The organism is Paenilisteria riparia FSL S10-1204 (assembly GCF_000525995.1).
GTDB classification, from domain to species: Bacteria; Bacillota; Bacilli; order Lactobacillales; family Listeriaceae; genus Listeria_A; species Listeria_A riparia.
On the sequence record NZ_AODL01000013.1, the window covers coordinates 47981 to 63488 of the forward strand.

Below are 15508 nucleotides of genomic sequence, written 5' to 3' on the forward strand. Positions count from 1 at the left end.
TATTCGAAGCGGCAGACGAAAAAACTCTACTTTTACCTCCAAATTCGACTGAGTTTGCCAAACCTAAGTGTATTGACAAATGCTTAGTGCCTACGCAAAAATGAGTACCTGCGTGGCGTTTATGACTTGTACATAATGACTGAAAACAAGGAGAGAGTCGTTTCCCCGACCATGCGAAAAGTTATGTGTAGCAATTGCGTAGAAGCGCCGGAACGGATTTTTTTACGACGAAAATGTGTATTTGTCGATGCACTTAGTATTATTGTGACATGGAGTGATGAATAATGAAAGCAACAGGACTTATTGTGGAGTACAATCCCTTTCATAATGGACATTTACTACATCTGAACGAAGCTAAAAAGCAAACTGGCGCAGAGGTCATCATTGCGGTGATGAGCGGTTCTTTCTTGCAGCGCGGTGAACCTGCTTTACTGCCAAAATGGGAGCGAACAAAAATGGCTGTCGATGCTGGCATTGATTTAGTCGTTGAGCTTCCTTTTTATTTCGCAACACAACAAGCGGCAATTTTTGCGAATGGTGCTGTGGAAATTTTGGCGGCGCTCGGGGTTTCCTCAATTTTTTTCGGAAGCGAAAATGGTGATGTAAAAAGTTTTTCAAATGCAGCTGGCATAATCTCTGGGCAAAGCAATGCGTTTAAGGTAGCTATCCGTCGATATTTGGACGATAAGAGACATAGCTATGCTACAGCGTGGAATTTGGCAATTCACGAGCTAGCGCCCGATTTAGAGCTTGATTTAACACAACCTAATAATATTTTAGGCTTTCACTACGCACTTGCCGCACTCAGTCAACAAGTTCCAATCACCATGCAACAATGAAACGCCAAAATGCAGCCTACCACGACGATTCACCGTCCCACCACACCGTCGCAAGCGCCACATCAATTCGTCACATACTTTTAAAAGGTGATTTAATAGCTGTTCAGCAATATGTTCCTGAAACCACATATCGCCTCTTACAAAACTATCAAAACACACATGATTTCGCGGCATGGCATCATTTCTGGCCATTATTAAAATACCAACTTATCACCTCATCAACCGAACAGCTTCAACAAATTCGCGGCATCACAGAAGGGATCGAAAATCGACTACAAAAAGCCGCCCTGCATGCCGATAACTTCGAGGATTTCTTGATTTGGACGGTCACCAAGCGCTACAGCAAGTCGCGCATCCAGCGAACTGCCTTACAAATCATCATGCAACAGCAAAAAACAGAAGCCCCACCTCAGAATTACATCCGTATTCTTGGCATGTCATCAACTGGTCAACGCTATTTAAGCCATATCAAAAAAGAAATACCATTACCACTCGTGAGTACAATGTCCAAGGCTAACCCTGCCCTTATTCAAAACGACATTCGTGCAACCCAACTCTATTCTCTTGCACCAACATTGTCCGACCAAATACAACGAGACTTCCAAACTCCTATCTACCGAAAAATCCTTAATCAACGCGACTAAGGATTTTTTTATCTTTATTTTTCTTTCAATGTTTTTAAGTAATCCAGCGCATCTTGGAACGTCTTCACAGGAACCACTTTCATTTTCGAATCGATAGCTTTGGCTGTTTTCACTGCTTCTTCGTAATTGCTTACAGCGCCCGGTTCCACTTTTTTTTTAGCTCTGCAGTTACTGTATCATCTGGCGCGAAGAAAATTTCTGCATCCGCACGATCTGCCGCGACAATTTTTTGGTCAATCCCGCCAATTCTGCCGACATTTCCGTCAACATCGATCGTTCCTGTGCCCGCGATGTTACGTCCTTTCGTCCAGTCCGTATCACCGAAATGATTATAAATTTCTAATGTAAACATGAGACCCGCAGAAGGCCCACCAATTTTATCAGAATCAATCTTGATTTTCGGGTCGGTTACTAGCTTCTGATCATCGACGAGTGAAATGCCAATTCCGGGTGTCCCTTTTTTATCAATATCAATCAATTCAATCGACGCTTTCTCCGATTTACCTTCATGTTTGTAGCTCACTTCCACTTTATCTCCGACCTTTTTGCTACGTACGTATTTAATAAATTCAGCGCTAGACGCAAAGGATTTTCCGTCAATTGCCGTAATCAAATCTCCAGCGGCAAGGTATTTCGCAGCTGGTGCATCCGGCATGACGCTAAGTACATAAACACCGCGGTACTCCACTTTCACCGATTTTCCCGCCGCTTTATACGCTACTTGAATCGCATTGTTTTTCGATTGGTTCATGAGTGATAATTGACGAACATTGTATTCCTCATCCGTTTCATTTTCCCCACGAACATCGGATTCTTTCTCAAGCTCCTGATACGGCAACACTTTCGCCGCTAAGTAAGAATAAATATTAGCCTGTCCCATAGCAATCGTCACTAACCGAAACACACCCTTGCCATTACTCGAATACCCTTCCACTGACACAAACGGATCTAATTTATCTGCACTACCAGGCCTCGTCACATAGTATGGAAGCGGTACAAAGAACGCTACTACCAAAACTAAAACAATAAGCCCAGCTAAAAGTTTTTTCCAATTTCGTCTAATCATGCTTATTTCTCCTGTATTCCTAGTTTATCTAGCAATGCCTGATGCACGACTGGCGGCACCAATTCAGCAATATTACCATTGTACTGCGCAACTTCTTTCACAATACTCGAACTTAAAAACGAATACTGCGAACTCGTCATAATGAAAAACGTCTCGATATGATCATCCAACACACGGTTCATCGATGTAATCTGCATTTCATATTCAAAATCACTAATCGCACGCAATCCGCGCACAATCACGTCGGCTTCCTTTTCCTTCGCATAGTCCACAAGCAACCCAGAAGCGCTCTCCACGCGAACATTTGGCAAATGCTTCGTCACCTGCTCCATCAAATAAATCCGCTCCTCCACATCAAACAACGACTTCTTCGACGAATTATTCAAAACTGCCACATACAACACATCAAAAACTTTTGCAGCACGCTTAATAATATCCAAATGCCCATTCGTAATCGGATCAAAACTTCCCGGACAAACCGCAATCTTATTCATTTCCAGACACTTCCTTCACATATTCAAATAGCGAAAGTACTGTAATACCATAACGCTCCTCGCGAAACTTCTTGAATCCTGCAATCGCTTCTGGCAATACCGCATCCGCATCGTGCTCACACACAACAAGCGCGTCCTCATTCACAAGCCCAAGCGCGTCCAAAGACTCCATCAACTGCTCCAGCTGCTGTTTCTTGTACGGCGGATCGAGAAAAACCAAATCAAACGCCCATTCATTTTTTGCCAAAACTTTCAGCGCTCGTTTTGCCTCATTTCGAAAAATATGCGCTTGGTCCTCCAAATGACACGCCGACACATTCCAATGCACCGTCTTAATCGCCACCTGTGCCTGATCAATAAACACACACTCCGAAGCCCCACGGCTCAGCGCTTCTATCCCTAATCCGCCACTTCCAGCAAACAAATCGAGTACCTTCTCACCATCAAAAAACGGCCCAATCATCGAAAACAGCGACTCTTTAATTTTATCCGTCGTTGGCCTTGTATTCGTTCCTGGAACAGCCTTTAGTGAATGGCCCTTCCTGCTCCCTGCAATCACTCGCATTTATGTACCCTCCTTAAAACATAAAACAGCATAACCCAACCTCAAAAACCGAGGTCGAATCATGCCGCGACAATTATTAAATACTAATTTGTACGTCTTCCATGCGGTCACGAAACTTCATGTCTTTCTTCGATTCGTATTCGGTGTTTAAGAACGGCCGATACGATAATTCCACACGTTTCACATAGTGGAATCGCGATAACTTGGCTGAAATCTCTTCCACGTCCACCATATCGCAATAAAGCACCGCATATTTCAATTTTCGAGAAACATAATGCACATTTCCAAAACGCTTTAAAGAACGCACTTGCTTCAAATGATTCATCCAAATGATAATCGATTGGCGTTCATTCTCCATTGCTTATTTCCCCTTTCTTTAAGCAGAGCAGCCACAACCGCCGCCACTGCCACATCCCCCAGTGGAACAAGCCGATTTCGTTTCAAAAAACGGATTTCCCGTAGGAACTTTAATATTTTCCGAGACGGCTCCTGCCAAAATGAAACTGATTTCATCGAGTAAGCTTTGTAAATCCATCTCTGCTTGCCGAAACGCTGCGACATGTTCATCCATATCCACTTCGCGCTTATACTGACGAGCCAAGCGATTCACTTCTTTATAGTCTGGATGATAGCGCCCAAAACGTTGCACTTCATCATACTGCTCTTTTATTTTTGCTAAGCGTTCGATACGCTGCTGTGTTTGTAAACTATTCGTCATTTGGGAAAGACATACACGGTAACGCTCCGCCTCCGCCGACTCTAAAATCATCGATGCAAGATCATCTGACAAATCTAACAATGCCAAATTTTCCATCGTAGCAAGCATCTTGCCACCTTCTTTCCATCGTAAATCGATAACACGGTTCATTATAACACGATTTCACAAAAAGCGCCTTATTTTTGCAAGAAGTTCTGCGTGTAAAACTTCCGATAAGTTCCAGAACCAATATCCGTAAAGCTCTTATCAAGCAGATTCTTACGGTGCCCAGCCGAGTTCAACCAGCCTTCTACAGCCGCTGGGCCATCTAAATAATTAGACGCAATATTCTCGGCTACCTTCTGATAATCAATGCCCGCCCGGTTCATCCGATCAGCAAGCGAACCATATTTCGGCGAATCATGGTCAAAGTAATTGTTCTGCTGCATATCCACACTGTGCCCAAATGCCACTTCTGCCACGCGCTCATTCCAAACCAGTGCTCCCGCATCATAACGCTTTCGGAAAATATTTGTAATATCAAATACTTGCTGATCCGACGCCTTATCAATCGCGTCCCACTGCGCGTCCGTCACCTTATCCTTAAAAATATCGCCTTGATACGTCATTTCATACGGATGCATCTTAATCAACGCTAACTTATTAAAATACCGGATACTAATCACTTTCGACTCAAACTTATCGAAATTAACTTGCGCATACACCCCGCCACCTAAACTAATCAGCGGACGGATATTGAGCTCATCTTCTGACAACTCAAAACGATAATAATTATCTTGGTAATTAAACGTAATTTCCGACTGTAATTTCATATTCAAAAATACTTTCTCTGTATCCATACCAATATCAAACGGTTTTAGCGGCAAGTCCTCACCGAGCGCATAAATCGTCTGCACCCGATTATGCAGCACACCGACCTGCATATATTGCCCGTCCGACCGATGAAAAATATAATTCTGATACCCATATGGCGTCGCATCTTTCCGTTTAGGAGCACCGTACCGCTTCTCCAAAACCGCCACATCTTTATTCACATAAACAGCCAGACTTTCTTGATTCTCCACTTTTGCCTTACCATCGTCCGTCTTATTTTCATCCACATTTCCTTGTTGCACTGCTTTATCATCAACAGAATTGACCTCTGTAGGCTTCTCAAAAAATAAATCTGTGTAGTAACCAATAAATAAACAAATCACTACGACAGCCAATGTACGTAAAATAAATCGCATATATTTCTGCACTCCTTCATGCTACCATACTCTATTGTATCGGCTTTTCCCCAAAAATACTAGTAGAAAAACAAATTATATTACAATAGAAAAACCTGATCATAAAGCAGATCAGGTTCCAAACAATTATAAGAACACGCCAATAATAACCATAGATACGAATAAAATCGTCATATAATTAATCGAGTATACAAAACTAATACGTGCCCACTTCATGCTGTCTTCCATTTTGAATCCATAGAAACAAATAGCTAACCAAATTACATTTAATACCGTTGCCAGAATCACGTATACCAAACCTAATTCCCACATGAAAAATGGCAAGATTGTCAGTAACACCACCCAAAACAACGTACTCCATTTCGTCCGTTCAATACCTTTTACAACTGGAAGCATCGGAATTCCCGCTGCCGCATATTCTTCTTTCCGCTTAATCGCAATTGCATAAAAATGCGGTGGTTGCCAACAAAACATAACTAAGAACAACATAATCGGCACAGCGCTAAAGCTAGGCTCAACTGCAAACCATCCAATAAGCGGCGGTACAGCCCCAGAAAAACTACCAATAACTGTATTGCTCACAAGTTTACGCTTTGCCCACATCGAGTAAACAACAACATATAAGAAGATCCCGATTAAACCAATTGTACCCGCTTGCCAAGTCGTCATAAACAATAATGCTTCCCCGACAACACCAAGCGCTGCAGCAATAAGTAACGCTCGTTTACCAGAAATTTTGCCGGTCATTGTCGGTCTATTTTTCGTTCGTTCCATGATACCATCGATATCGCGGTCAATCACGTTATTAAACGCTCCGGACGCCGCTACGACCATCCCCGATCCTAAAATCGTAAAAATCAGCACGTCCAAATTCTGCATAAATGAAACACCTGTTAACTGAAAAGCAAGCCACATTCCCGTGAAGGCAGTAATCGTGTTAGAATTAACAATCCCTATCTTCACAAGCTCCGTAAAATCTTTCACAGTGAACTTAGCAGCAACATCAACCTTTGCTGTCTTTTCCATTTGATTCACTCGTATTTCCCCCTTAAATTCTGTGCGCATTAGAAATTCTTCACATAAGATTGCTTGTTTTTTCACAATCTTTCTATAAATCTCATCTTACCCATTATCGGAAATAAACACCCTAATTGTCAACCATTTGAGCTTCATTTATACAAGAAAAACCCTTTCCACAACTTTTAATCACCTCCATTTTCACAAGCCACACCCTTTACTTACGCCAATAAACAGGTTAGAATAATAGTTGTGCAATTAAAAAACGCATGCCTATACACAAAAACATTGCTCAGTTTTGAATTAATACATATCTAAGGGGGAAACAAGAAAAACATGAAAAAATTTCTAAAAGTCTGGTCCGTCCTGACAATTCTCTGCATGACATTTGTTGTGTTCGGTGGCGCACTCGTGACAAAAACCGGTTCAGCTGATGGATGTGGCAATACTTGGCCACTATGTAACGGTCAATTTGTCCGCCTAACAGACATCACTCCACAAAAAATAATCGAAGTTATGCACCGGCTAACGACAGGAATTAGCTCGATTTTCGTTATCGTTTTGGCAATTTGTGCGTGGATTTATATTAAAGATCGTCGCGAAACAAAGCCACTTGCAATCATCGCTGTTGCTTTCCTTGTCTTACAGGCATTTATGGGCGCCGCTGCTGTTATGTGGGGACAAAATCCCTACATCATGGCCTTACATTTCGGTATTTCTATTATTTGTTACGCGGCTATCGTACTCCTCTGTCTGCTCATTTTCGAAGTAGATAATAAGTTCGATGCTCGCAACATGGTCATTGGTACAAAGCTAAAGGTCAATCTCTATTTACTAACAATTTATACCTACATTGCAGTCTACACTGGAGCCCTCGTTCGCCACGAAAAAGCGAGTCTAGCTGTTCCTGCATGGCCGTTTGAAAACGGTTCGTTCGTGATGCCAACATCCGTTCAAGATTACGTTCAATATTTACACCGATTAGCAGCACTCATTCTCGTTGTTTGGATTTTATACGTTACTTGGATTGTTTTCCGCGAGTACAGCCATTACCGTGTATTAAAGTACGCGATGGTTCTTGAAATTATTTTCGTAGCCGCGCAGGCCTTAACCGGCATCCTGTCAGTCATTACAAATATCAATTTATACGTTGCTTTAGCACACAGTCTTATCATCACGATGATGTTTGCTCTAATGACTTACCTTTGCCTACTCGCCAGCCGTAGCAAACAAAATCGTCTCAAAATAAAATAATTGAGAAAGAACAGTCAAACTCATTTGTGAATTTGGCTGTTTTTTATGTTAGAATGAAGATTATGTACAAAAAGAAAGTAGGCGATTAAACGTTGAAAGCACCGCTTCGAACAATTATATATGAGCTCTTCATGTTTTTGCTAATCTTGATTTCCGTCTTGACAATCCCAATTCAAACAAAAGCCGTGAACATTCTTAATGGCCTTATTTGGGCTGTTTTCGTTGTCGATTATTTTGCAAGACTGATTCGAGCAAAAGATAAGAAGGAGTACATCAAAACACATTTATTCGAACTGATTGCCATTTTACCATTATATAATCTATTCCGTCTCGCACGTATCGTTGGTTTATTCCGAATTCTGCGCCTAACCGCTATGGGAAAACGTTATGTCGTGCCTTTGTATAGTTTTTTGCGCACCAATGGCTTTAATCGTATGGTCAATGCACTCGTTATTACATTAATTGTGATTCCAATTCCACTTATTTTCATTGAACCCGGCATAAAGGATTATCCTGACGCCTTATGGTTTTCCATCGTCACTACAACAACAGTCGGCTACGGAGATATCGTGCCAGTTACTACTATCGGCCGAACACTTGCGATTTTCCTCATGCTATTTGGAATCGGCTTCATTGGCGCCCTTATTTCCACCATCCGCACCTATATGACAAGCAAACGAAAACAACTAGATAGCTCCGAAAAAATTTCTAAAGTAACCAAAAGCATCGAACAAGTTGGCCCACTCACAGAGTCCGAGATAACCATCATCGAAACTTTTCTCCATTCCAAAAAAGAATTAAAATAAGCAGACTGCGTTTCTAGCTCACAGCCTGCTTTTTTGTTTGTTATTTCGTTAAATTAAAGGACCAACCAACACCGTATTTATCTGTTAATTGTCCAAACTTTTCTGACCAAAACGTTTGTTGTAACGGCATAATTTTGGTCGCCCCCTCAGACAACGCATCAAAATAGCGCGTCAACTTATCGCCATCTGTTGTCTCCAACACAAGTGTGACATTATTGCCACGAATAAGTTCTGACATAAATGCTGGCGTATCAGAGAACATCACCGTCTGTCCTTCGATTTGAATACTTGCATTCATTACTAATTCTTTCGTCGCCTCATCCATCGGAAACTCATCGCCATGATCAATGGAACCGTAAGTCATTAAGTCCTCACAAGTTGACCCAAAAATCGCCCCGTAAAAAGCGATTGCCTCACGCGCTTCTGTTTTCAAATTAATATATACCCCTAGAGTCATGTTCATTCCTACTTTCGATTAGTTTATAGCGCTTCCATTCTAGGTGACTATAACAAAAGCCACGTAAAAAGAAGTAGCCTACAGTACAATGCCATCTACAAGATTAATTAGGCGTGTCTCCACATCAAACCGATAACGTTCCGCCAACGCCTCCACTTCTAAAATACGAATTAAATCATCTACCGTACCTTGTCCGTGCAAAACTTTATCATGACAAAAAGCAACTGTCACAAGATCATCTGGACGTTCCAGACAGATTAATTCATCACCCAATTGAATTTCACCGACTTCAATTGTTCGGCAAAGATATCCAGTATAGCCCGTGTTCCTTACCTCTTTGAATAATTCAGATAACTCATTACGTTTCCCAATTGTACTACATGGATTTCTGGCTTCCGTAACTTGAATAATCGCTCCACCAACTCGAAAAACATCACCAATACAAACATCTTTTTCTAGCAAGCCAGTGACCGTTAAATTCTCACCAAATGCAGCATCTGGCAATGTAATCTGAAATTGTTCATTCCATCTTGCATAATGCTCCGCCGGATAAATACAGACCGTCCGATCCACGCCACCATGATGTTTTAAATCATGCGATGCGTCATTGACAAAGCCGTATTGCGTCAGCATTGCTTTTGGAACTTGTTGCTTCATAATTCCCGTCATCATTGTCCGATTTCTACCAATTGCCATTTCTTTTGGTTCACCAATTGCTAGCCCTACAATTTTCCCAACCATGTATTCACCCCTCTGATGCTTTCAATTTAACAAAAAAAACGCCGAAACTTTCAAGCTCTGACGTCGTATATTTACATTTTATTCGTCGTGACCTTCACAATTCAGACAATTATCTAAATAAAGGTGATTTACGCTCGCAACAGCCTTGCAATTAGCATAAGTTGCACATCAAAACGGCTCCCCGCTTCATTTCCAGTTAAAAAAACATACAATTCGATAAAAATTAGAAGCAAAATATTACATGCGCTCTACACTAAATCCACGAAAAAACAGTTTTCGCATGTTTTTTTACATGTTTTGATGGCACTAACAACCCAAATTCTGAAAAAAAGAAATGATTATATTACAAAATTACCCATACTCATCTCACTGCAGACAAAGACTCATTTTTATTGGAAATGTTTGATGTGCATAAGTACACAGTTCTAGTATAAACCTAATCAGAGTGAAGAGATAGTCCATATCCAGAAACTAAGCAATTTTTGATACGCTGAGGTTTGAAAGCATAAACTGTTTTTTATTTAAAATATAATTTTTCTACAGTCTGACTTTACCATGGCTTCATGTATTTGTATTTCTTTTTTAAATTTTTGCGTTTGCGAATTAATGACCAGATCGCGATTAGTAATGCAACGATTGAAACACCTAACGTTACCCATTGCACTGCTGATACACTATTATCTTTTGCCGTTTCGGTTGCATCTGTCGTTGTTTCTGTTTTCTTACCGTGGGAATCCGTTGCACTCTCCGATGTAGCCTTTGAAAGTGTCGTTGTCGAGTGCGGATAGTCTGCCGAAGCATCTCCCGTCCATTCCACAATCGAGCCGTCCGCATAATACTGATACGCATCCCCAATTGACCGAACCACTTTTCTCTGGATTCTGTGCTACAAAACTAAATCGCTGAAATTGCCCATTCAAAATGCCACTCCCTGTCGCCGTCCAAGTGACAGTTCCATTATCCTTATTCACCATAACATTCCATCCCGGTACAGGCTCATATGACTGAAATTCCACACCTGCAGGCATCTTCACGACCAATTTCGTCGTCGCACTAGCCTTTTCCACCGGCACTTTCACTGTATATGTCTCCCAAGCTCCCGTTGTTGATTCCGTTGGTGCCACTGTCACATGCGCGCTAGCAATAACTGGCATCGCAACTAAAAATAAAATACCCACCAAACTCGTGATTACTTTTTTCATTTTCTAACTCCCCTTTATCATTACTGTAAATGCTTCGTCAATTGGTGTAAAATCCTCCGTCAATGCGTGAACTTCTAGCTTCCAACGACCTGGCGCATTCAAATACAAACCATTCGCCACATATTGATTTTGTCCATTCTTCTTCGCCTCAAACGTACTGGATTTCTTATTTCCACGCGGAATCGCTGTCAACATCACCTTCTGAAAGTCCGTCCGCACCTGCCCATTCGAATCTGTAAACACAACCAAAAACGTATTATCCCCAACCACAGTAGGCATGATTTTCAAAGATACGAATCCCGTTTTCGTTGCTGACTTTTCCGAAAAAGCTTCTGGCGGCTTCGGCGGTGGCGTCTGCACATTTGTAAGCACCGCTGCAACACCAAGCAACACCAAACCAATACAGAATTCAGCAATCACTGTCTTCCCGGAAACAAGCTTCCCAGTATTGCGCATATATAAATAATGCACCAAGCCAAGTCCACCCATGAGAGCAAACAAAGCTATTTTCAGGATTATAACATGCCCGTACTCTGTTGTAAACAAACTTACCATCGAGCCAAGATTAATCACGCTCATCAATAAACCACTCACGATAATTCCTGCTACAAACACTGCCGCAAAAGGACTAAATCGATTCCAAACAAGGCTAGCCGATTCTTCTTTTGCCAGCATTACGAACAAAACAATAATCCCGCCGACCCAAGCAGACGCACAAACCAAATGCACCAAATCCATCGGAATTGCCACACTTTTATTCGCACTTCCCGCAGCATGCCCTTGCATCGCCTTCACAAACAAAACGGTCGCAAAAAACACCGCCGGAAACGTCCACATCCAGACACGCCCAAGCCATTCTTTGCGCAACATCACGGCAAAACTCACAACAAGTAACACAAACATGGCAATCTGTATTAGCCACAAATGCCCGATGCTCGCCTTCCGAACAATTGCCAGCATCGCATCAAGATTCCAAACATCCCCACCAGTGTAAATTTGCACCTGCACCGGTAAAAAAAGCAATAATCCAAGCGCCACTAATCCAAGCCCAGTGCAAAGCAACCAACATGTCTTCCGTCGCATTCTCTCACTAACTTCTCCATGATACAGCGCCAAGAAAAATAAAATAATCCCAGCGATTAGGCTAAAACCTATGTATAGAATACCTTTCATCACCGTACTCGGCCAAGATGCCGTCGTGTCACCCGCGGCACTCGTCGTTACAAACGCCTGACTTGTTTTTCCAACTTTAAATGAAATCACACCCGAAACTGGATGCCCATCCGCTGAGACCACACGCCATTCCGCACTATATACATCATCTGGCAAGTCATTTTGCAGCGCTACTTCCACTACATGATCATTTTCCGAATGAATAAATGCTTTCCCCTTCTCCACACGGTTCCCTTTCGAATCCCGAACAATAATCGATGGATACTCATTTTGAATCATCTCCGTAAATGTTAAGGCGACATTCTTCGGCGCCACTTCTAGTTCAGACTGATCCGCAGGGGTCGAACTTTGCAAATACGCATGCGCCTCAACAATCGTCCCCGGCACAAAATAAAGTAACCCTCCTGCAAGCAATACAATAAACCAAACATATACCGACCGCACATTCATCCCCCCCATCCCACTAGAATTCCTACCTTCTACAATACCATTCCTCCCGTCCTCAAAAAATAAATCTGCTCAAACTAAAAGAAGCCCGCATCTAAACTGCCGACTTCCCTTTATTCTACTGCTTCACTCGTGCCACAAATTGAAACCTATTCCCCACATATTGCGAACGCGTAAATTCAAACGGTCTACCATCCTGCAAAAAGGTAATCTGACGTAATTTCATCACCGGTGATCCCATTTTCACATCTAAATATGGCGCTACCTTTTCCGAAACAAGCGCTGCTTCCATAATTTGTTCCGCTTCGCCGATATTTTGACCGAGTTTTGATAAAATCGCCTCATAAAGCGACTCCATAATGTCCTCTTTCGTCAATAAAGACGCAATATTCTCCGGCACAACAACAATTTCAAAAAGAATCGGAATTTTGTCACCATATCGAATCCGTTCGATGCGCATCACATTGCTATTTTCCGGTAATTGCAATGCTTCCCGTTCTTGCGTACTCGCTGGACGAATCCCATACGACACAATCCGAGAAGAAGGGACTTTCCCCTCATGAATCATCAAATTCGTGAAACTCGTAACCGCTTCTAAATGTTCCGTCATCTTCTTCTCAGCAATAAATGTTCCCGCTCCGACGCGCCGCTGCAAAATCGTATCATCCACAAGCCCTTGAATCGCTTGTCGTACTGTCATTCGGCTCACATGGAACATCTCTGCTAACTGCCGCTCTGCTGGAATGGCTTTACCGACTTGCCAAGTGCCATCTTCTATTTTCTGTTTAATTTCACTTTGAATCTGAATATAAATCGGTATTCCCGACGACTTATCTATCATTTGCCTCGCACCTTCTTTTTTATTGGAATGAATTATACCACAAAAGTACGCCTAACCACAACACACCAAACCATTATCGCTCTGTGAACAAAAATAGTTTGGTGCATGATTTCTTTATTTTCTTATAAAAGGGATGCCGCTGCTTTATCGACAATAATCGTTACATCGGGATGGTTTTGTAAAACAGAAGCAGGAACACTTTCGTCTACTTTGCCTTCTACAGTATCTTTAATAGCTTGGGCTTTGTTTTCGCCAAACGCTAATAAAACTATTTTTTTCGCACCCATAATCGATTTAATTCCCATCGAATACGCGTGTGTTGGCACATCTTCTTCTCGTTCGAAATAAATTTTATTTGACTCACGTGTTGATTCTGTCAAAAGTACTTTATGCGTTGGTGTTTCAAATGGTGTACCTGGCTCATTAAAACCGATATGTGCATTTGTACCAATTCCTAATACTTGAATATCAATCGGATGATCCGCTAACACTTGCTCATAACGCGCACATTCTGCATCAGCATCTTTCGCTAAACCATCTGGCAAATAGCTTTCTTTAAATTTCTTTTTCGAGAACAACACGTCGTTCATGTAGAAATGGTAGCTATTTGGATCATCAGCCGCAAGACCAACATACTCGTCTAAATTGACAGACACAATATCCGAAGTATCCAAATCGCTATTAACGAACTCTTTATACAGATCTGTAGGCGTGCTTCCTGTGGCTAAACCTAATGTTTTCGCTTCGCCTGCTTTGATTGCTTTCTCAAAAATTTGGAAAGCCTCTTTGGATGCTTCTGCTTTATTTTCTTTTATAATAATGTTCATGAATGATTTCCTCCTACTATTTACTATGCTTGGTTCCAAATGAATATGTGGCTTGGATTTCAAGCGCATCATCCAAAAGGTTAAAGTCGGCATCTTTACCTACTGCAATGCCACCTTTTGTTGTTAATTTGAACTCTTCTGCTTGGTTCACAGATGACATTAATACGGCGTCTTCTAGTGAACAACCAGAGAATTTAATCATATTGCGGAATGCGTCATCATAGCGCAATACACTTCCTGCAAGTGTTCCGTCTTCTAAACGTGCTTGACGGTCTTTCACGTATACTTTTTGACCACCAAGTTCGTAGTCGCCATCTGGCATACCCTTAGCACGCATCGCATCAGTGATAATATTGATCCGTTTTGGACCTTTGACATTGTAAGCTAATTTAATCATATCTGGATGTACATGAATACCATCCACAATTAATTCTGCATGAATGCTTGGTTCTAGCATAACATGACCAACAACTCCCGGCTCACGATGGTGAAGTGGACGACAAGCGTTATACATATGTGTCGCATGGCTTGCCTTGCTATGAATCAATTCAGCACGAACAGCATTCGAATGTCCTACAGAAGGTACGACACCTAATTCCAAACATAAATCTTCAAAAGCTGGTGACGTGCTATGTTCTGGCGCATATGTTACTAACTTAATACGGCCTCCACTGGCATCAAACCATGTTTTAAATAATTCTAAATCTGGTGCTGTAATATATTGTTCTGGTTGCGCTCCTTTAAACACCGGCGAAACAAATGGTCCTTCCAAATGAATTCCACCAATAAGTGGCTCGTCTTTTGCTACTTCATCAATGACCCTAAGCGCCTTCTCAATGTTTTCACTGGACTGTGTCATCGTTGTTGGAAAATAGGTCGTAATTCCTTCGTTTAGCATACCTCTCACTTGTTTTCTTAGCTTTTCAGGATCAGCATCCATCGCGTCAAAACTATAACCACCATGCGAGTGGACATCAATAAAGCCTGGTACAAGCTTTTGTCCTTTGGCATCTAGTAGTTCTTCATTCGCACTTTCTTGATAGTTAGACATGTCGCCTACTTCTGTTACTGCTTTATCGAATCGAACAAAACCATTCTCGATCACGGAATCCCCTGTGTAGATTACCGCATTCTTGATTACTTTTGAAGTCATTTAAATCATCCCTTCTACAATCGGTCTATACCAAT

14 protein-coding genes and 3 pseudogenes are annotated in these 15508 nt (G+C 41.7%); 3 read left to right on the plus strand and 14 right to left on the minus strand.

Annotated elements, in window-relative coordinates; genetic code table 11:
* Positions 1-284 precede the first annotated feature (284 nt).
* A pseudogene (locus tag PRIP_RS09590) lies at positions 285-1483 on the plus strand (nucleotidyltransferase).
* 14 nt (positions 1484-1497) lie between these two features.
* On the opposite strand, the pseudogene PRIP_RS09595 reads toward PRIP_RS09590, so the two are convergent.
* The 7 genes and pseudogenes from PRIP_RS09595 to cyoE form a co-directional block, all read right to left on the minus strand.
* Positions 1498-2546, minus strand: a pseudogene (locus PRIP_RS09595) (SepM family pheromone-processing serine protease).
* 5 nt (positions 2547-2551) lie between these two features.
* Positions 2552-3043: a pantetheine-phosphate adenylyltransferase gene (coaD, locus tag PRIP_RS09600; RefSeq protein ID WP_036100990.1), complete on the minus strand. Its 492-nt coding sequence runs from the start codon at positions 3041-3043 to the stop codon at positions 2552-2554.
* A complete protein-coding gene (gene rsmD, locus PRIP_RS09605; RefSeq protein WP_036100991.1) occupies positions 3036-3608 on the minus strand; it encodes a 16S rRNA (guanine(966)-N(2))-methyltransferase RsmD in 573 nt (190 codons plus the stop codon). Before rsmD ends, coaD begins: the two co-directional genes overlap by 8 nt.
* Before the next feature lie 76 nt (positions 3609-3684).
* On the minus strand, positions 3685-3966 hold the full coding sequence (locus PRIP_RS09610; protein WP_036064215.1) for a DUF2129 domain-containing protein: 282 nt from the start codon (positions 3964-3966) through the stop codon (positions 3685-3687).
* A gap of 18 nt (positions 3967-3984) precedes the next feature.
* A complete protein-coding gene (locus tag PRIP_RS09615; RefSeq protein ID WP_036100992.1) occupies positions 3985-4434 on the minus strand; it encodes a YlbF/YmcA family competence regulator in 450 nt (149 codons plus the stop codon).
* Between the two features lie 68 nt (positions 4435-4502).
* The gene (locus PRIP_RS09620) at positions 4503-5555 is read right to left on the minus strand and encodes a CAP domain-containing protein (protein ID WP_036100993.1); all 1053 of its coding nucleotides are present in this window, start codon (positions 5553-5555) and stop codon (positions 4503-4505) included.
* 126 nt (positions 5556-5681) lie between these two features.
* Positions 5682-6590 (minus strand): heme o synthase, encoded by a 909-nt coding sequence (gene cyoE, locus PRIP_RS09625; RefSeq protein WP_036100994.1) that lies wholly within the window; start codon positions 6588-6590, stop codon positions 5682-5684.
* Between the two features lie 318 nt (positions 6591-6908).
* Here cyoE and PRIP_RS09630 point away from each other — a divergent pair, with 318 nt between their 5' ends.
* Together PRIP_RS09630 and PRIP_RS09635 are read left to right on the plus strand one after the other, a co-directional pair.
* On the plus strand, positions 6909-7826 hold the full coding sequence (locus PRIP_RS09630; RefSeq protein WP_036100995.1) for a COX15/CtaA family protein: 918 nt from the start codon (positions 6909-6911) through the stop codon (positions 7824-7826).
* Between the two features lie 92 nt (positions 7827-7918).
* Positions 7919-8632, plus strand: coding sequence for a potassium channel family protein (locus tag PRIP_RS09635; RefSeq protein WP_277620090.1), 714 nt, complete (start codon positions 7919-7921; stop codon positions 8630-8632).
* Between the two features lie 40 nt (positions 8633-8672).
* Here the strand turns inward: PRIP_RS09635 and PRIP_RS09640 are convergent, their stop codons facing one another.
* The 7 genes and pseudogenes from PRIP_RS09640 to nagA form a co-directional block, all read right to left on the minus strand.
* Positions 8673-9089, minus strand: coding sequence for a VOC family protein (locus PRIP_RS09640; protein ID WP_036100996.1), 417 nt, complete (start codon positions 9087-9089; stop codon positions 8673-8675).
* A gap of 78 nt (positions 9090-9167) precedes the next feature.
* Positions 9168-9830: an MOSC domain-containing protein gene (locus PRIP_RS09645; RefSeq protein WP_036100997.1), complete on the minus strand. Its 663-nt coding sequence runs from the start codon at positions 9828-9830 to the stop codon at positions 9168-9170.
* A 550-nt stretch (positions 9831-10380) separates the two neighbouring features.
* Positions 10381-11032: pseudogene (locus PRIP_RS09650) on the minus strand (YcnI family copper-binding membrane protein).
* Between the two features lie 3 nt (positions 11033-11035).
* The gene (locus PRIP_RS09655; RefSeq protein ID WP_159101535.1) at positions 11036-12649 is read right to left on the minus strand and encodes a copper resistance CopC/CopD family protein; all 1614 of its coding nucleotides are present in this window, start codon (positions 12647-12649) and stop codon (positions 11036-11038) included.
* 121 nt (positions 12650-12770) lie between these two features.
* Positions 12771-13493 carry a GntR family transcriptional regulator gene (locus tag PRIP_RS09660; RefSeq protein WP_036085941.1) on the minus strand — a complete coding sequence of 241 codons (723 nt, stop codon included), beginning with the start codon at positions 13491-13493 and terminating at the stop codon, positions 12771-12773.
* 122 nt (positions 13494-13615) lie between these two features.
* Positions 13616-14320, minus strand: coding sequence for a glucosamine-6-phosphate deaminase (locus PRIP_RS09665; RefSeq protein WP_036100998.1), 705 nt, complete (start codon positions 14318-14320; stop codon positions 13616-13618).
* 16 nt (positions 14321-14336) lie between these two features.
* Positions 14337-15473, minus strand: coding sequence for an N-acetylglucosamine-6-phosphate deacetylase (nagA, locus tag PRIP_RS09670; protein WP_036100999.1), 1137 nt, complete (start codon positions 15471-15473; stop codon positions 14337-14339).
* Positions 15474-15508 lie beyond the last annotated feature (35 nt).

Excerpts from the sequence above, each read along its gene's own strand:
- PRIP_RS09610 (WP_036064215.1), bottom strand. The coding sequence starts at position 3,966 with ATGGAGAATGAACGCCAATCGATTATCATTTGGATGAATCATTTGAAG.
- PRIP_RS09665 (WP_036100998.1), bottom strand. The coding sequence starts at position 14,320 with ATGAACATTATTATAAAAGAAAATAAAGCAGAAGCATCCAAAGAGGCT.
- PRIP_RS09645 (WP_036100997.1), bottom strand. The coding sequence starts at position 9,830 with ATGGTTGGGAAAATTGTAGGGCTAGCAATTGGTGAACCAAAAGAAATG.
- coaD (WP_036100990.1), bottom strand. The coding sequence starts at position 3,043 with ATGAATAAGATTGCGGTTTGTCCGGGAAGTTTTGATCCGATTACGAAT.
- PRIP_RS09660 (WP_036085941.1), bottom strand. The coding sequence starts at position 13,493 with ATGATAGATAAGTCGTCGGGAATACCGATTTATATTCAGATTCAAAGT.
- rsmD (WP_036100991.1), bottom strand. The coding sequence starts at position 3,608 with ATGCGAGTGATTGCAGGGAGCAGGAAGGGCCATTCACTAAAGGCTGTT.
- PRIP_RS09630 (WP_036100995.1), top strand. The coding sequence starts at position 6,909 with ATGAAAAAATTTCTAAAAGTCTGGTCCGTCCTGACAATTCTCTGCATG.
- PRIP_RS09615 (WP_036100992.1), bottom strand. The coding sequence starts at position 4,434 with ATGCTTGCTACGATGGAAAATTTGGCATTGTTAGATTTGTCAGATGAT.
- PRIP_RS09620 (WP_036100993.1), bottom strand. The coding sequence starts at position 5,555 with ATGCGATTTATTTTACGTACATTGGCTGTCGTAGTGATTTGTTTATTT.
- PRIP_RS09640 (WP_036100996.1), bottom strand. The coding sequence starts at position 9,089 with ATGACTCTAGGGGTATATATTAATTTGAAAACAGAAGCGCGTGAGGCA.
- nagA (WP_036100999.1), bottom strand. The coding sequence starts at position 15,473 with ATGACTTCAAAAGTAATCAAGAATGCGGTAATCTACACAGGGGATTCC.